Origin of the sequence: Porphyrobacter sp. CACIAM 03H1 (genome assembly GCF_002215495.1) — a bacterium.
Taxonomy (GTDB): domain Bacteria; phylum Pseudomonadota; class Alphaproteobacteria; order Sphingomonadales; family Sphingomonadaceae; genus Erythrobacter.
Window position 1 is genome coordinate 1,086,234 of the sequence record NZ_CP021378.1, and the last position, 21,412, is coordinate 1,107,645.

The window sequence follows — 21,412 nt, forward strand, 5'->3', positions numbered from 1 at the left end:
GCACATCAGCGGCGCGCGATCCGGTAGGGTCCGCGCCGCTTTTGCATTCCGGCGCCCTTCCACGACAGGATGACGGTGCCTGCCTCCACCAACGCATCGGCGGCGGCATGGACCGCATCCATCTCCGCCCGCCAGTCGCCCCCGGGCCCTGCGAGCCTTTGGGCGGCCTCGCTCGGGCAGATCGTCGCGCCTGCCGAGCGTTCGGCGAGGAGGGCGAGGATCGCCTGCTCGGGCGTCATGCGGTTTTGCGGCGCAGCGGCAGGCACTCGCCCACCCACAGCGCGAGCCAGATGATCGCCGGCTGCGCGAACATCCGCGGCACGTGATAGGCAAGGCCGAGCCCGCCGTCCGGCTTCGCCATGTCGAGCGCGAAGTGGTTGATGTTGGCGGGCCACACGCACAGGGCGTAGAGCGCAAGGCCCCACGCCGCCGCCTGCCGCAGCTTCTTCGAGAAGGGCTGCACCAGCCCGATCGCGCCCGCGATCTCGGCCACGCCGGTCCACAGCACCACCGCCTCCGGCGCAGGCACCCATGCGGGCATGATCGTAAGGAACGGCGCGGGCCGCGCGAGGTGGACGATGCCGGCCAGCAGGTAGAAGATCGCGAGCACCCAGCGCAGCACCTCCCTGGTCACGCGCTTGGTTCCCACCCCGGCGCGGCGAGGGTGAAGCCGGCGAAGTCGAACCCCGGCACCACCACGCAGGAAACGAGGCTGAAGCCGTGCCGCGCCTCGCCGTGGGGGCGGGCTGCCTGCCATTCGTGCGGCGCGACGAGCCCCTGCAACTGCTGCCCCGCCGCGACATCGCTGCCGAGGATCACCGAGCGCGCCGGGCCTTCATCGCCCGCCGCAAGCCGGAGCTCGACCGGATCGCCCGCCTGCCATATCCACAGCTCGGCGGCATCGACCCTGTGCCAGTGCGAAGCGTCTCCGGCGCGCAGCAGGAAGACGATGGCGGTGCCCGCTGCGCGTCCGTCCGGCCCGGCCTCGCCCCGCCAGGTCTCGCGATACCATCCGCCCTCGGGATGGGCGGCGAGGCCCAATTGTTCGATCAGCCGTGCCGCGCTATCCATCGTCGTTCCTTGCCCGCGTCCTCGCGCGCTCTAGCTTCGGGAGCCTCCCCCATGCAACTCTCCGCGATCGTCCGTCCCATGCCCTCGCTGGCTGCTCTTGCCGCGGCGCTGCTGCTCGCCGGGCCTGCGGCGGCCCAGCCGGTGAGCGAGGAACAGGCCGCCGCCACCGCGCGCGCCGCGCTCGAGGCGGCGCCGGTGTTCGACGGGCACAACGACGCCCCGGGGCAGCTGCGCTCGCGCGAGAACAACCAGATCAACGATTTCGACTTCACCGACACGCTCGACGAGCACGAACACGCCGAGGGCGCGGCGGGCAGCCCCATGCACACCGATCTCAACCGCCTGCGCGAAGGCAAGGTGGGGGCGCAGTTCTGGTCGGTCTACGTTCCCCACAATGCCGACGAGGCCAAGGCGGTGCAGGAGACGATCGAGCAGATCGACGTCACCAAGCGCCTGATCGCGCGCTATCCCGATGCCCTGCGCTATGCGCTGACCGCCGACGAGGTGGAGCGCGCGATGCGCGAGGGCCGGATCGCCTCCTTGCTGGGGATGGAGGGCGGCTATTCGATCGGCTCCAACCTCGGCGTTCTGCGCCAGTTCCACGCGATGGGCGCGCGCTACATGACGCTCACCCACAATTCCAACATCCCCTGGGCGGATTCGGCGACCGATGCGCCGAAGCACGACGGGCTGACCGATTTCGGCAAGGACGTGGTGCGCGAGATGAACCGGCTGGGGATGCTGGTCGATCTCAGCCATGTCAGCGAGGCGACGATGATGGACGCGCTCGACGTGGCGCGGGTGCCGGTGATCTTCAGCCATTCCGGCGCACGGGGCGTGACCGGCCACCCGCGCAACGTGCCCGATTCTGTGCTGAAGCGCCTGCCCGAGAACGGGGGCGTGGTGATGGTGGTCGCCCTGCCGCGCTTCATCAACGAGAAGGTGCGCCTGTGGGACGCCCGGCGCGCGGGCGTCATCGCGGCGGCTCGGGTCGAGCACCTCGGCAATCCCGCGGCGGCGGCCAAGGCGGTGGAGGCGTGGGTCGCCGCCAATCCTGAGCCCAAGGCCAGCATCAAGGATGTCGCCGACCACATCGACCACATACGCAAGGTGGCGGGCGTCGAGCATATCGGCATCGGCGGCGATTACGACGGGATGCCGACCGGCCCTGTCGGCATGGAGGACGTGCGCGGCTACCCCGCGCTGTTCACCGAGCTCGCGCGTCGCGGCTATTCGCAGGCCGAGCTGGAGATGATTGCAAGCCGCAACATCCTGCGCGTCATGCGCGCTGCCGAGGCCCATGCCGCGCGCGCGGCAGGCGAGCCGCCGATAGAGACGCTGATCGGCGCGCCCGCCGCTGCGCCGTGATCAGTGCGCCGCGCGGGCGAGCGCGGGGATGATCCAGACGAGGCTCATCGCGATGACCGCGAAGCCGAGGCTGAAGCCCAGCACGTAGCGCAGGCCGGTGTTGCTCACCGCCCCGCGTGCGGCTTCGTCGTTGATGCGGATCGATTCCCTCGGATCTGCCATTCTCGCTCTCCCCTGTTATTGCCTTACGTTACGGAAACATGTTCCGTAACGTCAATCAAAGCAGGAGGAGCGGAATGGTTCCCCGTCAGTCGGTGCCCGGTCCCGTGCCGGTCGGAGTGGCGGCGGGGGTTTCGGCGGGCTCGGTGGTCCCGGGGGCGATGAGATCGGCCTGCTCGGCGAGGTCTTCCTCGCCCTGCGCCTGTTCGCGCGCGGCCTCGATGCGGCCGGTGCTGGTGCCTTCGCTTTCCACCGGACCCTCGGTCAGCGCGCCGGTCACCCAGATGACGGTCAGCGCGACGATCGCGAGGGTGAGGCTGATCAGCAGCACCCAGCGCACGACGCCCTCGTTACTGCCGCCCTTGGCATCGGTCTCGTCGATGCGGGTTGCGCGGCGGTCTGGTCGGGGCATGGGCGTCTCCTGCTCGGGTAAGGGCAGGGCACTACGCGCGCGCGCGCGCCGGAGTTCACCGGCGAGGGACAGGGCGGGGTGCAAACGCGCCGGAACGATCCGGCTGGCGCCTCAGTCGCGCAGCAGCTCGTTGATGCCGGTCTTGGAGCGGGTCTGGGCGTCGACCGTCTTGACGATCACCGCGCAGTAGAGGCTCGGCCCCATGGTGCCGTCGGGCAGGGGCTTGCCGGGCATCGATCCGGGAACGACCACCGCATAGGGCGGCACTTCGCCCATGTAGACCTTCCCGGTGGCGCGGTCGACGATCTTGGTCGAGGCGCCAAGATAGACGCCCATCGAGAGCACCGCGCCCTCGCCCACGCGCACGCCCTCGGCCACCTCAGCGCGCGCGCCGATGAAGGCGTTGTCGCCGATGATCACGGGTTCGGCCTGGAGCGGTTCGAGCACGCCGCCGATCCCCGCTCCGCCCGAGATGTGGACGTTGGCGCCGATCTGCGCGCAGGAGCCGACCGTCGCCCAGGTGTCGATCATGGTGTTCTCGCCGACATAAGCGCCGATGTTGACGAAACTCGGCATCAGCACGACGCCTTTGGAGATATGCGCCCCGCGCCGCACCACTGCGCCCGGAACCACGCGGAAGCCCGCGTCCTTGAAGCGGTTCTCGCCCCAGCCGGCGAACTTCAGCGGCACCTTGTCATAGGCCGGTGCCCCGGCCGCGCCGCCTTCCATCACGCGGTTGTCGTTGAGCCGGAAGCTCAGGAGCACCGCCTTCTTGAGCCACTGGTTGACCTGCCAGCCGCCGTTGCCGTCGGGCTGGGCGACGCGCGCCTCGCCGCAATCGAGCAGGGCCAGCGCATCGGCGACCGCATGGCGCACCTCGTGCCCCGGGGTGATCTCGGCGCGGTTCTCCCACGCGGCTTCGATGGCGGCGATCAGGTCGTCATGCATGGGCGGTCTCCAAGAAACATCACCGACCCCGTTCGTCCTGAGCTTGTCGAAGGACTGTCCTTCTTCTTCACCGGTGCAGGAAGGGAAGTGCAGCCCTTCGACAAGCTCAGGGCGAACGGAAGTGGGAGTGCATTGCGGGCCGCTTAGCCTTGAGGCCGAAACTCGGCAAGCGGCTTACGCGGGCATCCCTGCCGCCAATGCGAACTGGTAGGCCCGTTCGGCCAGCGGCCGCACCCGGTCGCTCATCGCCTTGGCATGGGCGCTGGAGGCGGTGCCGTCGATCACGCGCTTCTTGATGCCCTGCATGATCCCGGCGAGGCGGAACAGGTTATAGGCGAAGTACCAGTCCATCGGCGGCACCGGATAGCCGGTGCGCGCGACGTAGCGTTCCACCGCCTCCTCCTGGCTCGGGATGCCGAGCGCCTCGAGATCCAGCCCCAGCAGCCCGGCGCGGCCATCGGCGGGGTTGTGCCAGTTGAGCATGAGGTAGCTGAAGTCCGCGATCGGATCGCCCAGCGTCGAGAGCTCCCAGTCGAGCACCGCGATGATGCGGGGTTCGGTCTTGTGGAAGATCACGTTGTCGAGGCGATAGTCGCCATGCACCACGCTCGAGGCATTCTGGGGCGGGATGGTCTGCGGCAGCCATTCGATGAGCCGCTCCATCTCGGGCATGTGCTCGGTCTCGGAAAGCTTGTACTGCTTGGTCCAGCGGGTGATCTGGCGCGCGCAGTAATCGGTGGGCTTGCCGTAATCGCCCATGCCGATCTCATCGGGCTTGTTGAGGTGGAGATCGGCCATCGTGTCGATCAGCGCGTGGTAATGCGCGCGGCGTTCCTCGGGCGAGAGGCCGGGCAGGGCGCCGTTCCACAGCGAACGGCCATCGGCCATGCTCATCACGAAGAACTTCGATCCGATCACGTCCACATCCTCGCACAGGCCATAGGTGCGGGGGACGGGGAAGCCGGTGGGGTAGAGTCCGGTCATCGCCGCATATTCGCGGTCGACCGCGTGGGCCGACGGGAGCAGCTTGCCGAAGGGCTGGCGGCGCAGGACGTAGGAGGCGCCCGGGGTGTCGATCCGGTAGGTCGGGTTCGACTGGCCGCCCTTGAACTTGGTGTAGCTGATCGGACCTGCGAAGCCCTCGACATTGGCCTCGAACCAGCGGGTCAGCGAAGCAAGGTCGAGCGCGTCCTTCTCGGTCACTTCGACCGTGCCGACCATTTCCTTGTCGAAATCGATCTGGGGAGCGTCTGTCATCAGTCGAACACCACCACCGTGCGCGCGGAATGGCCGGCGCGCATCGTGTTGAAGCCTTCGTTCACCGCCTCGAGCGGGATGCGCTCGGCGATGATCGTGTCGAGATCGAGGAGGCCGCGCAGGTAGAAGTCGACAAGCCGCGGCAGATCGACGGGGAAGTGGTTCATCCCCATCAGCGCGCCCATCAGCTTCTTGCCGCCGAGAAGGTCAAAAGCGGACAACCCGACCTTGCAATCGAGCGGCATCATGCCGAGGATCACCGCCGTCCCGCCGCGCCGGAGCGAGGCCACGGCGAGGTCTGCCGAGGCTTGCCGCCCGACCGCCTCGATCCCCCAGTCCACCCCGCCGTTCGAGATGGCGATGATCTGCTTGGCCGCATCATCGGCCAGCGCGTCGACCGTGTGGGTCGCGCCCAGCACCTTGGCGAGCTCGCGCTTTTCGGGGAGCGGATCGGCGGCGATGATCTTGCCCGCGCCGGCGATCTTCGCGGCGTTCACCACCGCGAGGCCCACCCCGCCGCAGCCGACCACCAGCACGGTTTCGCCGGGCGTCACCTTGCAGGCGTTGAAGATCGTCCCCGCGCCGGTCGTCACCGCGCAGCCGAGCAGGGCGGCGCGGTCGAAGGGCATGTCCTTGTCGATCGCGACGCAGGCGTGCTCATGGATCAGCATCTGCTCGGACAGGGCCGAGAGGTTGAGCATCTGGTTGACCGGCGATCCGTCGGCAAAGGCGATGCGCGAGGCATCGCCCTTCTGGCGCCGGGTGTCGCCGCCGAGGCACAGCGCCATGCGGCCGGTGACGCAGAACTCGCAATGCCCGCAGAAGGCCGAAAGGCAGGAAACGACGTGATCGCCGGGCTTGACCGTGCGCACCTCGGAGCCGACCGCACGCACCACGCCCGCCGCCTCGTGCCCCGGAATGCAGGGCAGGGCGTGGGGGTAGTGCCCGTCGATGAAATGCAGGTCCGAATGGCACAGGCCGCAGGCCTTGGTGTCGATCAGGACCTCGTGCGGGCCGGGTTCGGCATAGGTCACTTCGGCGATGCGAAGGCCCTGGCCGGGTGCTTCGAGAATGGCGGCTTTTGCCATCAGAAATACTTTCCGTTCGGTTCGAGCGAAGTCGAGAACCGTTCGTGCCAGCGTGTCTCGACTTCGCTCGACACGAACGGTTTTCAGTTACGGTGTCAGCACGCGCCTATCAGCGCGCCACGCCCATGTCGCCCGAGCTGAAGCTCTGCGGCTCGGCGGCCCGCCCGTGATCGCCGCGCAGGGCGTTGGCGGTGGGGCCGGGGCGGGGTGCGTGCTTGGCGAACTCCATGTGCGCGATCGAGCGGGCGTGGACCTCGTCCGGCCCGTCGGCAAGGCGCAAGGTGCGCTGGTTGGCATAGCTCTTGGCGAGGCCGTAGTCTTCCGACACGCCGCCGCCGCCATGCGCCTGGATCGCGTCGTCGATGATGCGCAGCGCCATGTTCGGCGCCTGCACCTTGATCATCGCGATTTCCTGCTTCGCCGCCTTGTTGCCGACCTTGTCCATCATGTCGGCGGCCTTGAGGCACAGGAGGCGGGTCATCTCGATGTCGATGCGGGCGCGCGCGACGCGCTCCTCCCAGACCGAGTGCTTGTAGACCGGCTTGCCGAAGGCCTCGCGCTCCTGGAGGCGGCGGCACATCTTCTCCAGCGCCTCTTCCGCCGCGCCGATGGTGCGCATGCAGTGGTGGATGCGGCCCGGCCCGAGGCGCCCCTGCGCGATCTCGAAGCCGCGCCCTTCGCCCAGCAGCATGTTGGTGACGGGGACGCGCACGTCCTTCATCTCGACTTCCATGTGGCCGTGGGGGGCATCGTCATAGCCGAAGACGGGCAGGTGGCGGATGATGTTCACGCCGGGGGTGTCGATCGGCATCAGCACCATCGACTGCTGGGCGTGGCGCTGGGCGTTGAAGTCGGTCTTGCCCATCACGATCGCGACCTTGCAGCGCGGATCGCCGAGGCCCGACGACCACCACTTGCGCCCGTTGATGACGTAGTGATCGCCGTCACGCTCGATGCGGGTCTCGATGTTCGTCGCGTCCGAGGAAGCGGTGTAGGGCTCGGTCATCAGGAAGGCCGAACGGATCTCGCCGTTCATCAGCGGGCGGAGCCACTCCTCCTTCTGCTCGCGGGTGCCGTAACGGTGGAACACCTCCATGTTGCCGGTGTCGGGCGCGGAGCAGTTGAACACTTCCGAGGCCCAGCCGATGCGGCCCATTTCCTCGGCGCACAGCGCATATTCGAGGTTGGTGAGGCCCGGCCCGTCGAATTCGAAGGTGTCGTCGACATGGTGGTGGCTGTCGTTGCGCGGCGGCATGAAGAGGTTCCAGATGCCCGCTTCCTTGGCGAGCTTCTTCTTGTCCTCGATGATCTGGATCACCTTCCAGCGGTCGCCCTCGAGGTCCTGCTGCTTGTAGGTGTCCATGTTCGGCCGCACATGCGTCTCGATGAAGTCGCGCACGCGGTTGCGCCAGTAGACCTGGCGTTCGGTGGGTTCGAAATCCATGCGGAGGTTCCTCTCTCGTCCTTAAATGCAATCGAATCTGGTTTCACCGTGGCAGAGGCTTCGCGAGCCGCCAAGCTCTCTTTTATGCGCCTCACGCGCCGATCGAATGGCCCTCCGGATCGGCGCGGGCGGCCTCGTCGAGCGGGCTGGCGGCAGCGCCGGTGCGGCGGTGCGCCAGCCTCCCGAGCCGGGCCTCGTGCTCGGTCCGGCTGATCGGGAAACGCGCGAGCCAGAAGGCCGCGACCAGCGACAGCACCACGCCGGCAGCGGCAAATCCGAGCACCAGACGGGTGAGCACGTCCCCTGTCACCTCGGCCGGGGCGGCGTTGCCGGGCAGCTGCGAGAAGGCGATGATCTGCCCCGTCAGGAAGATGCCGAGCCCGGTGGCGCATTTCTGAATCAGCCAGTTGCCCGAATAGAACGCCGCCTCGGCGCGGCGGTGCGTGCGTTCCTCGAAAGCCTCGACGATCTCGGCGATCATCGAGGTCGCCGACACCATCGAGACCACGCCGAGCGTGTTGCCGAACATGAGGCAGGCGAAAAAGCCGAAGGTCGAGGCGTAGCTGCCCACCTCCGGCCAGGCGCCGGCGAGGAACAGCGCATAGGGCACGAAGCCGACCGCCGCCCCTGCCACCGCCGTGATGGCAGCGGTGTGCGCCTTGCCGAAGCGGCGGTGCAGCGGGCCGATCACCATGAACATCAGCACCACCGAGGCGAACAGCACGAAGGGGTAGAGCACCAGCTGCTCGCGCGTCAGTCGCCAGACGAACAGGTTGAGGTAGTTCGAGATCGAGAACAGCAGCCCCTGGTTGACATAGGCGGCGACCGCGCCGGCCGCGAGGATCAGGAAGCTGCGTTCGGAAAAGGCCTCGACGATTTCGGAGAAGGCGACCTTCAGCGAGAAGGGCGGCGGCTTGTGGTCGGGCAGGCGCGCCAGCAGCCGGTGCTGCCCTGCCGCCGAGCCGATCACCGAGACTGCCATCAGGCACGCGCCGAAGATCCCGAAGGCGAAATAGCCGTCGCGGTCGAGCATGCCCTCGGCCCCCGGCATGAACACGGTATAGGCCAGCACCATCATGCCCAGCCCGCCGATCCATGCGGCGAGCGCGCGGTAGCGGAACAGGGTGGTGCGCTCGTCGTAGTCCTGCGTGATCTCGGGCACGAGGCTGATCGAGGGCACCTCGCAGGCCGAAAGCAGCAGGCGCACGACAATCGCGATGCCGACGAGCCCGAGGAAACTCGGCTCCGCCCCGGCAGGCGGGCTCCACATCAGCGCCCAGGCGAGGGCAAGCGGGACGGGCGCGGCATAGAGCCACGGCAGGCGCCGGCCCCAGGCGGTGTAGGTCCGGTCGGAAAGGTTGCCGATCAGCGGATCGACCAGCGCGTCGACCAGCAGCGCGATCAGCAGCGCAAGGCTGACCAGCCCCGCGTCCATGCCCAGCACCTGATTGTAGTAGATCAGCAGGAAGAACGAGAAGCCGTTGTCCTTGACCCCGAAGGCGACGGCGCCCGCGCCGTGCACCAGCCGAAGGCGCAGCGGCAAGGGATCGGGCGCAGCCGTCACGAGGCCCTGCTCCGCGAGCATGCCGCCAGACCGAATCCGGTCAATCTCTCTCTCCCTTTTTTCGGTTGCGAACCTAGACCGATTGGCCGGTCCGTCAATCCGCGCGCGCCTGACGCTACGGCATCGCGCCCGCTGCCCGGCCTGCGCGAAGGACGCTTGCAGGGGCGTGCAAATTGCTCCTAACGTAAGCGTCAAGCGAGAGACGAGAGAGGAGAGTCGGTCATGGCCGATCTTGAACAATTCCGCACCGAAACCCGCGCCTGGCTGGAGGCGAACTGCCCGCCTGAAATGCGCGAGCCGGTGCGCGGCGAGGACGATATCTACTGGGGCGGCCGCAACGCCACCTTCAAGAACGATGCGCAGAAGGCATGGCTCGAGGCGTGCATCGCCAAGGGCTACACCGTGCCCATGTGGCCGAAGGAATATGGCGGCGCGGGCCTCAGCGCGCCGGAAGCCAAGGTGCTGCGCGAGGAAATGGGCAAGATCGGCGCGCGCCCGCCGCTCAGCTCCTTCGGCATCTGGATGCTCGGCCCGGCGCTGCTGCACTTCGGCACCGAGGGGCAGAAGCAGCGGTTCCTCAACGAGATCGCGCGCGGCGAAATCCGCTGGTGTCAGGGCTATTCTGAGCCGGGCTCGGGTTCTGACCTCGTCAGCTTGCAGACCTTCGGCGAGGACAAGGGCGATCACTGGGTCGTCAACGGCCAGAAGATCTGGACCTCCTATGCGGACCACGCCGACTGGATCTTCTGCCTTGTCCGCACCGACAAGGAGAACAAGTATGGCGGCATCACCTTCATGCTGTTCGACATGGCGAGCGAAGGCGTCACCACCAAGCCGATCAAGCTGATCAGCGGCTCCTCGCCCTTCTGCGAGACCTTCTTCGACAACGTCAAGGTGCCCAAGTCCTATGGCGATGACGTGCCGGCCTATGTCGGCACGATCAACCGCGGCTGGGATGTCGCCAAGTATCTCCTCGGCCACGAGCGCGAGATGATCTCGGGCGCGGACGGCGGCGAGCGCCAGGCCGCGATCGGCGCGATGATGAAGCGCCATGCGGCCAGGCTCGGCGACGACCTCGACCCGGTGCTGCGCGCCGAACTCGCCAATTTCGACGTCGACGCGCTGGCCTATGCCGCGATGGGCGAGAAGTTCCTCGACGAGATCAAGGTCGGCAAGGCCCACCCCGCGCAGCCCAACATGATGAAGTATGCGGGCACGGAACTGAACAAGCGCCGCCACGAGCTGATGATGGCGGTCGGCGGCTCGCGCAGCCTCGAATGGGAAAGCGAGGCGACCGAAGGCGGCAAGCCGTCGAAGAGCTGGCTGCGCACCAAGGCCAACTCGATCGAGGGCGGCACCAGCGAGGTGATGCTCAACGTCATCGCCAAGCGCATCCTCGACCTGCCGGGGGCTTGATCAATCAATCTCCCCTCCCGCTTGCGGGAGGGGTCGGGGGTGGGCACGTACGACCGCTCGCAGGCCCACCCCGCTGCGACTAGCCAGCAAGCTGGCAAGTCTCGCTGCCCCTCCCGCAGGCGGGAGGGGGTTTGGGAGAGGAAATTCGAATGCCCCTGTATCACAACGAAGATCAGGCGATGCTCGCCGACACCGCACGCGGCTTCATGGCCGAGGAAGGCAACATCGCCAAGCAGCTACGCCACTGGCGCGACCGCAACTGCAAGGACGGCTTCGGCCACGCCCTCTGGAAGCAGATGGCCGAGATGGGCTTCACCGGAATGCTGGTGGAGGAGGCCGACGGCGGGCTCGGCATGGGCCATGTCGAGGCAGGGATCGTGCTCGAGGAAATCGGCCGCAACCTCACGCCCTCGCCCTTCCTCACCTCCTCAGTGCTGGCCGCGACGGCGCTGAAGCACGGGTCGGACGATCTGAAGGGTCGCTACCTGCCGGGCCTGATCGCGGGCGACAGCGTGTTTGCCGTCGCCATCGACGAGACCGCCAAGCATCGTCCCAGCCGCATCGCCACCCGCGCCGACAAGTCGGGCAACGGGTTCCGCCTCAACGGCGCCAAGACCTTCGTCATCCACGGCGGCAGCGCCGACATGGTCGTGGTGGCGGCGCGCACCTCGGGCGGCGACGAAGATGCGGACGGCATCACGCTGTTCGCCGTGCCCAAGGACGTTGCCGGGTTGTCGCACGATCATGTGCGCCTCGTCGACAGTTCGATGGCCACTCATATGCGCCTCGACGGGGTCGAACTGGACGGCGATGCCGTGATCGGCGAGATCGACGGCGGTCGCGCGGTGCTCGATGCGATGCTGCTCGCCGGCCGCGTCGGCGCGGCCGCGGAAGGCGTCGGCGTCGCCCGCGGGGCGATGGACATGACGGTCGATTACCTCAAGCAGCGCAAGCAGTTCGGCAAACTGATCGGCGAGTTCCAGGCGCTCCAGCACCGCGCAAGCCACCTCTATTCCGAGGTCGAGATCGCCCGCGCCGCGACCATCAAGGCGCAGCAGTTGCTCGACGGCGGTTCGGCCCATGCCGACCTCATGGCAAGCGTCGCCAAGGCCAAGGTCGCCAAGGCCGCCCGCCTCGCGGTGCAGGAAGGCGTGCAGATGCACGGCGGCATTGGCATGACCGACGAATACGACATCGGCCTCTACATGAAGCGCGACCGCGCCCTGGCCGAATTCCTGGGCGATGCCCATTTCCACGCGAACCGCGTGGCCGAATTGAGCGGGTATTGAGCCTTCACCACCCCTCCCGCGTGCGGGAGGGGAGCGAGACTTGCCAGCTTGCTGGCTAGTCGCAGCGGGGTGGGCCTTCCCGGCCCATTCCCACCCCCAACCCCTCCCGCAAGCGGGAGGGGAGTTTGGAGAGAAACATGGACATTCAATCGCTTTTCAGCCTCGAAGGCCGCATCGCCCTCGTCACCGGGGGGTCGCGCGGGATCGGCAAGATGTTCGTCGAGGGCCTGCTCGCGGCGGGCTGCGCGCGGGTCTACATCTCGGCGCGCAAGATCGAGCAGATGCAGGCGACCATCGACGAGTTCGGCGCCGACAAGGTCATCGGCATCCCCGCCGACCTCAGCCAGATGGACGGCATGGTGGCGCTCGCCAACGAGCTGAAGGCGCGCGAAACGCACCTCGACATCCTCATCAACAACGCGGGCGCGGCCTGGGGCCAGCCCTATCTGGAGTTCTCCGAGGCCGGCTGGCACCGGACGATGGATCTGAACGTCAAGACGCCGTTCTTCCTCACCCAGAAGCTCCACGACCTGCTGGTCGAGGGCGGCAGGCAGGGGCGCCCGGCCAAGGTGATCCACGTCTCCTCGATCGACGGTCAGCGGATCAACCCGTGGGAGACCTACGCCTATCAGGCCTCGAAGGCCGGCGTGATCCAGCTCACCCGCCGCATGGCCGCGCGGCTGATCCAGGACAACATCGTCGTCACCTCGATCGCGCCGGGAGCCTTCCCCTCGGAGATGAACAAGGCCGCCAAGGACGCGCCCGACGCTTCGGCGAGCGGCATCCCCGCCAAGCGCATCGGCACGGCCGAGGACATGGCGGCGGCCGCGATCTACCTGTGCAGCCGCGCGGGTGATTATGTGGTCGGCGAGACGCTGACGGTCGACGGCGGGGTGGTGAACGCTCACCTCCCGAGCCACTTCGCAGATCCCGGCGGCAAGCACTGATCCGCGCTTGGCGCGCGCGTCAGGCGCGCGCCAGCATCAGGCTCCAGGTGGTGCACAGGTCCTCGGCGCTCTTGCCGCGGAAGCGCTCGGGCAGGCTTTCCTTCTCCAGCGATTGCAGCGCGCCCTGCGCCACATGGACCTGCGTGTCGGCGACGCGGAAGCCCGCATCGGCCAGCAGCGCGACATAGTCCGAATGGCGCAGCCGGTTGGTGTAGTCCTGCGGGTTGATGCAGAGCATCTTCCAGCCGAGTTCGGAATAGCGCAGGAAATCGACCAGCGAGAGCTCCGCGTCGTAGCCGCGGCGGTGGTCGCTGTTGTCAATGCCGTTGCAGAACAGCCCGCCCTTGCCCAGCCGTGCGCGGACCAGCGCGAAGATCTCGGCCAGCGCGGCGGGCGGGATGTGTTCGAGCACGGTGTGGCTGTAGGCGATATCGATCCCGCCCTTCAGCGTCGTGCGGTCGAGCGGGACGACATAGGCAAGGCCCAGCGCATCAAGCATCGCATCGAGCCCGCCCTCGAGCGGCACGTCAAGGACCATGTCGAAGCGCCAAGGCTCGATCCCGGCCTCCTCCACCAGCCGGTCCTGCCGCGCCTTCAGGAAGGCGACCGCCGCCTCGACCGAGCGCGGGTGGAGCAGGTGGTGCTGGTCCGAGAGGATCACCTCGCGCGCGCCGGCGAGGCGGTAGATCAGCGGCGCGACGGGGATCCAGCCGCTGCCGATCTCCAGCACGCGCGCCCCGGCGATCCTGCCGCCGGCCCTGCGGATCATGGCGAGCTGTTCGATGATCCCGTCGAGCACGAGATCGTGATGCTGGCCGGGCACCGGCGGGCTGATCGTGTGCTTGAGCTTGCGCAGCTGCGTCTGAAACGGAACGCAGGCCTTGATCGCATTCGCGGCGATGCGGGTTTGCCAGCCGGCCATTCGATGATCCCCCTGTCGTTTTGGCGCGTGAGCCGCAAGGGCTTACCCGCTGACGGGAGGGTCGCCCGAACCTGGGTGCCTGACCCAGGTTGGGAGGCGGAGTCAGGCCATCAGCCCGCGCACGAAAGGGATGAGCCCGGTCTGCCGCTGGCGCTTCATCCGCTCGGCCTCGAGGATCGCGCGGACCTTGTCGAAGCACAGGTGGATGTCGTCGTTGATGATGACGTAGTCGTAGCCGTCCCAGTGGCTGATCTCGGCCCGCGCGCGTTCCATGCGGGCGGCGATGACCTCGGCGCTGTCGGTGGCGCGGCCCTTGAGGCGGCGGTGGAGCTCGTCGATCGAGGGGGGCAGGATGAACACCCGCACCACGTCCTGCTGGTCCTTCTGGTAGAGCTGCTGGGTGCCCTGCCAGTCGATGTCGAACAGGAAGTCCTGCCCTTCCTTCAGCGCGGCGCGGATGATCCCCTTGGGGGTGCCGTAGCGGTGTCCGAAGACGTGCGCCCATTCATAGAAGTCGTCCTCCTCGACCATCCGGTCGAAGGTCGCGTCGGTGACGAAGTGGTAATGCACCCCGTCGATCTCGCCGGGGCGCGGGGGGCGGGTGGTGGCCGAGACCGACAGCTTGATCTCGGGATCCTCCTTCAGCAGCATCCGCGACAGCGTGGTCTTGCCCGCGCCCGAGGGCGAGGACAGGATGAACATCAGGCCCCGGCGCTGGAGCGTGTCGGCAGGATCGTGTGAGGAGTCGCCCATAGGCCCCGTTGCACCAACCGGACGGGCGAAATCAAGGGGCGGTCAGGATTCGCTGCCCGGCCGCGTTTTCGCGCGGCGCTTGGCCTCGAGCCGCTTGCCGCGGTCGTAGAAGACCTTGGCCGCAAGTCCGCCCGCCACCACCGCGAGTCCCAGCGGCGAGCGGCGGGCGAGGCGGCTTGCCCCGTAGAGCGCGAGGCTGGTCGCGACGCCGCGTCCATCGACCAGCTTCTCGGCCTTGGCGGTATCGTAGCTCCTGACCAGCAGGCCCTTTTCCAGCCGGTCACGCAGCAGCCCGCCCGCGGCGCGCAGGACGATGTCGGCGATGATGAGGTTGGTGCCCGCAACGGGGCTGGGCAGCGGCACGCCGCCGGGGCCGGGAGCGGGACTGTCGCCGGCGCCCGCTACGGGTGCTTCGGCCTTGCCGCGCCTGCCCGCCTTCGCCCGCTTGCCCCCCGCCATGGCGGCCTATTTCTTGCGCCCGAAATCGATGCTGACGACGTTCGAGCCGTCCGGGTCGGTGTCGGGCCCGTCGTTCTCGGCATCCTCGTGCGCTTCCGGCTCGAGCTCCTCGACCGCCGCCTGGAACTGGAGGCCGAAATCCACCGCCGGATCGACGAAGGCGGTGATCGCGGCAAAGGGGATGGTGAGCTTGGCCGGCACCTGGTTGAAGGTGAGGCTGACCGAGAAGCTCTGCGGCAGCACCTCGAGATCCCAGAACTTGTTCTGGAGCACGATCGTCATCTCGTCGGGGAAGCGTTCGCGCAGGTGCGGCGGGATGCTGACGCCCGGCGCGCCGGTCTTGAAGGTGATGTAGAAATGGTGCGCGCCCGGCAGCGTGCCGCCGCCGCTGACAATCGAACCGAGCACCCGGCCGACCACGGCGCGCAGGGCTTCCTGCACGATTTCATCGTAGGGGATCAGGCTGTCGGGCGTGTCGCTGTTCATGGCTGACCGGATTCGTGGCGCGGCGCGGGGCCTTGGTCAAGGGGCTTTGAATTGAAATGTCTCGCCGGATTGACAGTCAGCCGGGCGATGCGGCCCACGCTTGTCTTGCGCCCCAAGCGGACTATAGCGCCGGTTCATGGCCAGCATCCCCGCCCGCACCGGCTCGGTTGAGCGAAACACCACCGAGACCAAGATCGCCATTGCCGTCAATCTCGACGGGACCGGCGCCTATGACGTGTCGACCGGCATCGGCTTTCTCGATCACATGGTCGAACAGTTCAGCCGCCATTCGCTGATCGACGTGACGATGAAGGTGGAGGGCGACCTCCATGTCGACCAGCACCACACCACCGAGGATTCGGCGATCGCGCTCGGTCAGGCCATCGCGCAGGCGCTCGGCGACAAGGCCGGGATCGGGCGCTACGGCGCGGCCTATTCGCCGATGGACGAGACCCTGAGCCGCGTGGCGCTCGACATCTCCGGGCGGCCCTATCTGGTGTGGAAGGCGAAGTTCACGCAGGAGAAGCTCGGCGAATGGGACACCGAGCTGATCGAGCACTGGTTCCACTCGGTGAGCCAAGCCGCGGGCATTACGCTCCATATGGAGCTGCTCTACGGCACCAACAATCACCACATCTGCGAGAGCCTCTACAAGGGCTTCGCCCGCGCCATGCGGCAGGCGGTCGAGCGCGATCCGAGGAAGGGCGGGGCGATCCCCTCGACCAAGGGGCAGCTCGGTGGGTGAAGTCGTTGCCTTGGTCGATTACGGCGCGGGCAACCTCCATTCGGTCCACAACGCCCTGAGGGCGGCAGGCGCCGAGGTCACCGTCACCGCCGATCCCTATGTCGTGCGCGCGGCAGACCGGATCGTGCTGCCCGGCGTCGGCAGTTTCAGGGCCTGTGCCGAGGGCCTGAACGCGATCCCCGGCATGATCGATGCGATGACAGAACGTGTCCATGTCGGCGGTGCGCCGTTCCTCGGCATCTGTGTGGGGATGCAACTGCTCGCGACCCGAGGGCTCGAACATGGCGAGACCCCCGGCCTCGGCTGGGTGCCGGGCGAGGTGCGGCTGATCGAGCCGTCGGACCCCGCGATCAAGGTGCCGCACATGGGCTGGAACGATGTCGCCTTGCTGCCCCACGCGCGCGGGTCTGCGGTGATCGATGAGGGCGAGGCCTACTTCCTCCACTCCTACCACTTCGCCGCGACCGAGCCCCACCATATCGCCGCGATGACGGACCACGGCGAAGGGCTGGTGGCTGCGGTCGCCCGCGACAACATCCTCGGCGTGCAGTTTCATCCGGAGAAGAGCCAGGCCTATGGCCTTGCGACCCTCCGGCGCTTTCTGGAGTGGTTCCCGTGATCATCTTCCCCGCCATCGACCTGAAGGGCGGCCAGGTCGTGCGCCTTGCCGAAGGCGACATGGATCGCGCCACGATCTACGGCGATGATCCCGCCGCGCAGGCGCTGATCTTCGCCGAGGCAGGGGCGGAGCATATCCATGTTGTCGATCTGGACGGCAGCTTCGCGGGCGAAAGTCGCAACCGGGCGGCTGTCGAAGCCATCGTCAAGGCCTTCCCCGGCTATGTGCAACTGGGCGGCGGTATCCGCGACGCGGCGGCGGTCGAGGGGTGGTTCAACCTCGGCGTCGCGCGGGTGGTGATGGGCTCGGCGGCGCTCAAGAACCCCGAATTCGTCAAGGACATGGCCCGCGAGTGGGAGAACGGCATCGTCGTCGCGGTCGACGCGAAGGACGGCATGGTTGCGACCGAGGGCTGGGCGGAAGTCTCCGACGTCCCCGTCACCGATCTCGCCCGCCGCTTCGAGGATGCGGGCGTTGCCTCGCTGCTGTTCACCGATATCGGGCGGGACGGACTGCTAAAGGGCGTGAACATTGAGGCGACCGTGGACCTCGCCCGCCGGGTCGACATCCCGGTGATCGCCAGCGGCGGGGTAAAGGGGCTCGACGACATCCACATCCTCTCGCTCCACGCGCACGAGGGGATCGAGGGGGTGATCACGGGCCGCGCGCTCTATGAAGGGCGGCTGGATCTGGCAGCGGCGATCGCGATGGGGGCGCGCGCGCAATGACCGTCCGCATCCGCGTCATTCCCTGCCTCGACGTCGCCGATGGCCGCGTGGTCAAGGGCGTCAACTTCGTCGACCTCAAGGACGCGGGCGATCCGGTCGAGCAGGCGCGCGCCTATGACGCGGCGGGTGCTGACGAGCTGTGCTTCCTCGACATCTCCGCCAGCCACGAAGGGCGCGGGACCCTGCTCGACATGGTGCGCCGCACCGCGGAAGTATGCTTCATGCCGCTGACTGTCGGCGGCGGGGTGCGCTCCGCCGAGGATGCGCGCGCGCTGCTCCTCGCCGGAGCGGACAAGGTCGCGGTCAACTCCGCCGCCGTCGCCCGGCCCGAATTGGTGGGCGAGATCGCGGAGCGGTTCGGCAGCCAGTGCGTCGTCGCCAGCGTCGACGCGCGCCGCACGCCGCGGGGGAACTGGGAAATCTTCACCCACGGCGGCCGCAAACCCACGGGGATCGACGCGGTCGAATATGCGCGGAAGGTGGCCGATCTGGGCGCGGGCGAATTGCTCGTCACCTCGATGGACGGGGACGGGACACAGCGGGGCTACGACCTCGATCTCACCCGCGAGATTGCCGATTCTGTCAGCGTGCCGGTGATCGCCAGCGGCGGGGTCGGGAGCCTCGATCACCTCGTCGAAGGCGTGACCAAGGGCCACGCCAGCGCGGTGCTCGCCGCGAGCATCTTCCACTTCGGCCACCACACCATCGCCGAGGCCCACGCGGCGCTCCGCGCGGCAGGGCTACCGGCGCGCGGTTGAAATGTCGTCATTGCGAGCGTAGCGAAGCAATCCATGGACCGACCGTGCTGATTGCGGAAAGGTCCGATCATGGATTGCCGCGTCGCCTGCGGCTCCTCGCAATGACGAGAAAGAGCCACGTGTCCGAAACCCTTGCCCGCCTCGAAGCGACCATCGCACAGCGCCTCACCGCCTCGCCGGAGGAAAGCTACGTGGCGAAGCTCCACGCCAAGGGCCTTGCCAAGATCGCGCAGAAGCTTGGAGAGGAGGCGACCGAGACCGTGATCGCCGCGCTCGCGGGGGACGAGGCGGAACTGGTTGGGGAGGCTGCCGACCTCCTGTTCCACCTGATGGTGCTGCTCGCCGAGAAGGGCGTGCCGCTCGGAGCGGTTTTCACGGAACTTGAACGCCGCGAGGGCACTTCGGGCATAGACGAGAAAGCCAGCCGGAGCGAATAATGCCGATCGACCCGACCCTGCCCTACGACGACGCCAACATCTTCGCGAAGATCCTGCGCGGGGAAATCCCGTCCAAGAAGGTCTACGAGGACGAATGGGCCTATGCTTTCGAGGACATCAATCCGCAGGCCGAGGTGCACACGCTGGTGATCCCCAAGGGACGCTACGTCAGCTGGGACGATTTCAGCGCCAAGGCGAGCGAAGCCGAGATCGCCGGCTTCGTGCGCGCGGTGGGGGAAGTGGCGCGACGCAAGGGGCTTGTCGAACCGGGCTACCGCCTCCTCGCCAATATCGGCCGCCACGGCGGGCAGGAGGTGCCGCACCTCCATGTCCACATCTTCGGCGGCGAGCCGCTGGGGCCGATGATCGCGCGCCGTTGAGGGTGCCCCTCGCTTCGGCGCTGACATGGCACCGTTCATCGGAGCTTCAGTCGCGGAAGGCTTTGACCCGGATGATGATTGCGAGCCCCACCCCATGATTTCGCCCCCTCTCCCGGGCGGCGTGCTCGACGGCGCACGGCACCTCTACGCGGTGCGTGTGTATTACGAGGACACCGACCTTTCGGGCATCACCTACCACGCCAATTACCTGCGCTGGTTCGAGCGCGCGCGCAGCGATCTCCTGCGCCTGCTCGGCATCGACCAGCGCGCGGCGATCGAGGCGGGAGAGGGGGCCTATGCGCTTTCCGAGGTGAATCTCAGATACCTGCGCCCTGCCAAGCTCGACGATGATGTGGTGATCGAGACGCGCTGCACCGAGCTTGGCGCGGCATCGTGCCGGATGCACCAGATCGCACGGCGCGATGACGAAATATTATGCGAGGCAAGTTTGCGTGTCGGCTTCATCACGCTAGATGGTCGCCCGCGCCGCCAGCCGGCCGAATGGCGCGCCGCCTTCTCGACCTTCATGACCAAGGACACCTGACCCCGTGACGTTTGCCCTGCTCGCCGCTGCCGCCCCTGCTGCCGCCCCGACCCGGCTCGACCCGGTCGAACTGTTCCTCCAGGCCGACATCATCGTGCAAGGCGTTATGGTCGGGCTGATCCTTGCCAGCATCTGGGTGTGGATGATCATCGTCTCCTTTTCCCTGCGCATCGGCGGCCTTGCGAAGAAATCGGCCGAATACGAGGCGGAGTTCTGGGACCAGCGCGACCGCGAGGCGCTGCTGACCAAGCAGGTGAGGAAGGAAGTCCCCGCCGCCCGCGTCGCTGCCGCCGGTCTCGACGAATGGAGGAAGTCGACCGCCAAGCAGCCGGTCGACCGCGCCGCCACCCGCGAGCGGATCGCCGCCGCAATGGACAGCCAGATCGCGGAAGAAGCCGACGAACTCGCCGGGCGGCTCAATTTCCTCGCCACGGTCGGCTCGGTTGCGCCCTTTGTCGGGCTGTTCGGCACGGTTTGGGGGATCATGAACTCCTTCTTCCAGATCGGCGCGCAGCAGAGCGCCAGCCTCGCCGTGGTCGCCCCCGGCATCGCCGAAGCGCTGTTCGCCACCGCGATCGGCCTGTTCGCCGCGATCCCCGCGGTGATCGCCTATAACCGCTTCGGCGGATCGGTGGACCGCTACGAGGCGGGGCTGCAGCGGTTCGCCGACAGGCTCCACACCGGCCTCAGCCGCGAGCTGGACCGCGCCTGATGGAAAGTCACGACATCCGTTCGCCTCGAGCGAAGTCGAGAGGCTGTCGCGCTGGTGTCTCGACTTCGCTCGACATGAACGGGGAGGGCTGAGCGATGGCCATGAACCTGTCTTCCCGCCGCAAAGGCTCCAAGCGCACCCGCCGCGCCGCGATGGCCGAGATCAACGTCACGCCGCTGGTCGACGTGATGCTGGTGCTGCTGATCATCTTCATGGTGACGGTGACGCTCCCCGCGGTCGGCGTGCCTGTCGAGCTGCCCGAAAGCCGCGCCGCGCCGGTCGAGGAGCAGCCGGACCAGATCACCATCTCGATCGACCGGCAGGGCACGATCTATATCGAGGAGGATGCCGTTCCCGCAGGCGGGCTGCCCGCAGCGCTGGAGGCGCTGGATCGCGGGGGCGAGCCGCCGCTGATCGTGCTGCGCGGCGATCGCAGCCTCGATTACGGCAGGGTAATGCAGGTGATGGGCGAACTGGGCCGGGCGGGCTTCACCTCGATCTCGCTGGTCACCGAGGGTTCAGTTTCGGCTCCATAACGCGAGTGAGGTGATGGGAGAGCTTGCGCTTCGCAACGACGAGAAGGTCGGTCTTGCCGCCGCAGTGCTGCTGCACGCGGCGCTGGTCGGCGTGCTCGCGTTGCAGACGGTGCGCAGCGAGGTTTCCGTCTTTCCCGAGCGGATGACGGTGAGCCTTGCGACCGAAGTCGGGCTGGAGGCTGCCTCGCCCGACCCGGTCGCGGAAAGCAGGGCTTCGATCGCCCCGACCCTCGCCGACAATCCCGCGCCCGCGCCGCCGGCGCCCGCACCGGCAGCCGAGCGTGTGCCCTCGCCGCCGGTGCCGCGTCCCCAGCCGACCGCTGCGCCGCGGCCCTCGCCCGCCCCGACGCAGGCCGCGCCTGCGCGAGAC

The 21,412-nt window shown here is 67.7% G+C and carries 27 protein-coding genes and 1 pseudogene; 14 read left to right on the forward strand and 14 right to left on the reverse strand.

Features of this window, described 5'->3' with window-relative positions; genetic code table 11:
- Nucleotides 1-5 precede the first annotated feature (5 nt).
- Genes CBR61_RS05270 through CBR61_RS05280 form a run of 3 tightly spaced genes read right to left on the reverse strand, consistent with a single transcriptional unit; the run spans nt 6 to nt 1,071 of the window.
- Complete coding sequence (locus CBR61_RS05270) at nt 6-239, reverse strand: DUF3253 domain-containing protein (RefSeq protein ID WP_088913415.1); 234 nt, start codon at nt 237-239, stop codon at nt 6-8.
- Complete coding sequence (locus CBR61_RS05275) at nt 236-634, reverse strand: DoxX family protein (protein WP_088913416.1); 399 nt, start codon at nt 632-634, stop codon at nt 236-238. The genes CBR61_RS05270 and CBR61_RS05275 overlap by 4 nt, the downstream gene beginning before the upstream one ends.
- Nucleotides 631-1,071: a cupin domain-containing protein gene (locus CBR61_RS05280; RefSeq protein ID WP_088913417.1), complete on the reverse strand. Its 441-nt coding sequence runs from the start codon at nt 1,069-1,071 to the stop codon at nt 631-633. Before CBR61_RS05280 ends, CBR61_RS05275 begins: the two co-directional genes overlap by 4 nt.
- 51 nt (nt 1,072-1,122) lie before the next feature.
- Between CBR61_RS05280 and CBR61_RS05285 the strand changes: the two genes are divergently transcribed.
- Nucleotides 1,123-2,439 (forward strand): dipeptidase, encoded by a 1,317-nt coding sequence (locus CBR61_RS05285; protein WP_088913418.1) that lies wholly within the window; start codon nt 1,123-1,125, stop codon nt 2,437-2,439.
- On the opposite strand, the gene CBR61_RS16745 is transcribed toward CBR61_RS05285, so the two are convergent.
- From CBR61_RS16745 to CBR61_RS05315, 7 genes are all read right to left on the reverse strand, one after another.
- On the reverse strand, nt 2,440-2,601 hold the full coding sequence (locus CBR61_RS16745; RefSeq protein WP_157696506.1) for a hypothetical protein: 162 nt from the start codon (nt 2,599-2,601) through the stop codon (nt 2,440-2,442).
- An 85-nt stretch (nt 2,602-2,686) separates the two neighbouring features.
- Nucleotides 2,687-3,010 carry a hypothetical protein gene (locus CBR61_RS17215; protein ID WP_088913419.1) on the reverse strand — a complete coding sequence of 108 codons (324 nt, stop codon included), beginning with the start codon at nt 3,008-3,010 and terminating at the stop codon, nt 2,687-2,689.
- A 111-nt stretch (nt 3,011-3,121) separates the two neighbouring features.
- Nucleotides 3,122-3,958: a 2,3,4,5-tetrahydropyridine-2,6-dicarboxylate N-succinyltransferase gene (gene dapD, locus CBR61_RS05295; protein ID WP_088913420.1), complete on the reverse strand. Its 837-nt coding sequence runs from the start codon at nt 3,956-3,958 to the stop codon at nt 3,122-3,124.
- 174 nt (nt 3,959-4,132) lie between these two features.
- Complete coding sequence (locus CBR61_RS05300; RefSeq protein WP_088913421.1) at nt 4,133-5,215, reverse strand: phosphotransferase family protein; 1,083 nt, start codon at nt 5,213-5,215, stop codon at nt 4,133-4,135.
- The gene (locus CBR61_RS05305; RefSeq protein ID WP_088913422.1) at nt 5,215-6,303 is read right to left on the reverse strand and encodes a Zn-dependent alcohol dehydrogenase; all 1,089 of its coding nucleotides are present in this window, start codon (nt 6,301-6,303) and stop codon (nt 5,215-5,217) included. Before CBR61_RS05305 ends, CBR61_RS05300 begins: the two co-directional genes overlap by 1 nt.
- A 109-nt stretch (nt 6,304-6,412) precedes the next feature.
- Entirely contained in the window at nt 6,413-7,747 is a 1,335-nt protein-coding gene (locus tag CBR61_RS05310; RefSeq protein ID WP_088913423.1) for an acyl-CoA dehydrogenase family protein, read from the reverse strand.
- Between the two features lie 91 nt (nt 7,748-7,838).
- On the reverse strand, nt 7,839-9,332 hold the full coding sequence (locus CBR61_RS05315; RefSeq protein ID WP_088913424.1) for an MFS transporter: 1,494 nt from the start codon (nt 9,330-9,332) through the stop codon (nt 7,839-7,841).
- Between the two features lie 201 nt (nt 9,333-9,533).
- On the opposite strand from CBR61_RS05315, the gene CBR61_RS05320 reads away from it, so the two are divergent.
- The 3 genes from CBR61_RS05320 (at nt 9,534) to CBR61_RS05330 (ending at nt 12,963) form a co-directional block, all read left to right on the forward strand.
- Nucleotides 9,534-10,727, forward strand: coding sequence for an acyl-CoA dehydrogenase family protein (locus CBR61_RS05320; protein ID WP_088913425.1), 1,194 nt, complete (start codon nt 9,534-9,536; stop codon nt 10,725-10,727).
- A gap of 149 nt (nt 10,728-10,876) precedes the next feature.
- Nucleotides 10,877-12,016 carry an acyl-CoA dehydrogenase family protein gene (locus CBR61_RS05325; RefSeq protein WP_088913426.1) on the forward strand — a complete coding sequence of 380 codons (1,140 nt, stop codon included), beginning with the start codon at nt 10,877-10,879 and terminating at the stop codon, nt 12,014-12,016.
- Nucleotides 12,017-12,153: 137 nt separating this feature from the next.
- Complete coding sequence (locus CBR61_RS05330) at nt 12,154-12,963, forward strand: SDR family oxidoreductase (protein ID WP_088913427.1); 810 nt, start codon at nt 12,154-12,156, stop codon at nt 12,961-12,963.
- Between the two features lie 19 nt (nt 12,964-12,982).
- On the opposite strand, the gene CBR61_RS05335 is transcribed toward CBR61_RS05330, so the two are convergent.
- From CBR61_RS05335 to CBR61_RS05350, 4 genes are all read right to left on the reverse strand, one after another.
- The gene (locus CBR61_RS05335; protein ID WP_088913428.1) at nt 12,983-13,885 is read right to left on the reverse strand and encodes a hypothetical protein; all 903 of its coding nucleotides are present in this window, start codon (nt 13,883-13,885) and stop codon (nt 12,983-12,985) included.
- A 102-nt stretch (nt 13,886-13,987) separates the two neighbouring features.
- Nucleotides 13,988-14,638 carry a guanylate kinase gene (gene gmk / locus CBR61_RS05340; protein WP_088913429.1) on the reverse strand — a complete coding sequence of 217 codons (651 nt, stop codon included), beginning with the start codon at nt 14,636-14,638 and terminating at the stop codon, nt 13,988-13,990.
- 42 nt (nt 14,639-14,680) lie between these two features.
- On the reverse strand, nt 14,681-15,097 hold the full coding sequence (locus CBR61_RS05345) for a hypothetical protein (protein WP_088913430.1): 417 nt from the start codon (nt 15,095-15,097) through the stop codon (nt 14,681-14,683).
- Between the two features lie 6 nt (nt 15,098-15,103).
- Complete coding sequence (locus CBR61_RS05350) at nt 15,104-15,583, reverse strand: SspB family protein (RefSeq protein WP_088913431.1); 480 nt, start codon at nt 15,581-15,583, stop codon at nt 15,104-15,106.
- Between the two features lie 136 nt (nt 15,584-15,719).
- On the opposite strand from CBR61_RS05350, the gene hisB reads away from it, so the two are divergent.
- The 10 genes and pseudogenes from hisB to CBR61_RS16980 all read left to right on the forward strand — a co-directional run.
- Nucleotides 15,720-16,328: an imidazoleglycerol-phosphate dehydratase HisB gene (gene hisB / locus CBR61_RS05355; RefSeq protein WP_088913432.1), complete on the forward strand. Its 609-nt coding sequence runs from the start codon at nt 15,720-15,722 to the stop codon at nt 16,326-16,328.
- Nucleotides 16,321-16,947, forward strand: coding sequence for an imidazole glycerol phosphate synthase subunit HisH (gene hisH / locus CBR61_RS05360; RefSeq protein WP_088913433.1), 627 nt, complete (start codon nt 16,321-16,323; stop codon nt 16,945-16,947). Before hisB ends, hisH begins: the two co-directional genes overlap by 8 nt.
- Nucleotides 16,944-17,675 (forward strand): 1-(5-phosphoribosyl)-5-[(5-phosphoribosylamino)methylideneamino]imidazole-4-carboxamide isomerase, encoded by a 732-nt coding sequence (gene hisA, locus CBR61_RS05365; protein WP_088913434.1) that lies wholly within the window; start codon nt 16,944-16,946, stop codon nt 17,673-17,675. The genes hisH and hisA overlap by 4 nt, the downstream gene beginning before the upstream one ends.
- On the forward strand, nt 17,672-18,433 hold the full coding sequence (hisF, locus tag CBR61_RS05370; protein ID WP_088913435.1) for an imidazole glycerol phosphate synthase subunit HisF: 762 nt from the start codon (nt 17,672-17,674) through the stop codon (nt 18,431-18,433). The genes hisA and hisF overlap by 4 nt, the downstream gene beginning before the upstream one ends.
- A gap of 119 nt (nt 18,434-18,552) precedes the next feature.
- Entirely contained in the window at nt 18,553-18,870 is a 318-nt protein-coding gene (locus CBR61_RS05375) for a phosphoribosyl-ATP diphosphatase (protein WP_420705687.1), read from the forward strand.
- Nucleotides 18,870-19,250 (forward strand): histidine triad nucleotide-binding protein, encoded by a 381-nt coding sequence (locus CBR61_RS05380; protein WP_088913437.1) that lies wholly within the window; start codon nt 18,870-18,872, stop codon nt 19,248-19,250. Before CBR61_RS05375 ends, CBR61_RS05380 begins: the two co-directional genes overlap by 1 nt.
- A 94-nt stretch (nt 19,251-19,344) precedes the next feature.
- Nucleotides 19,345-19,794 (forward strand): YbgC/FadM family acyl-CoA thioesterase, encoded by a 450-nt coding sequence (locus tag CBR61_RS05385; protein WP_088913438.1) that lies wholly within the window; start codon nt 19,345-19,347, stop codon nt 19,792-19,794.
- A 4-nt stretch (nt 19,795-19,798) separates the two neighbouring features.
- Entirely contained in the window at nt 19,799-20,506 is a 708-nt protein-coding gene (gene tolQ / locus CBR61_RS05390; RefSeq protein ID WP_088913439.1) for a protein TolQ, read from the forward strand.
- Nucleotides 20,507-20,601: 95 nt separating this feature from the next.
- On the forward strand, nt 20,602-21,042 hold the full coding sequence (locus CBR61_RS05395) for an ExbD/TolR family protein (protein ID WP_088913440.1): 441 nt from the start codon (nt 20,602-20,604) through the stop codon (nt 21,040-21,042).
- A 13-nt stretch (nt 21,043-21,055) separates the two neighbouring features.
- Nucleotides 21,056-21,412: pseudogene (locus CBR61_RS16980) on the forward strand (energy transducer TonB); the annotation flags it as partial.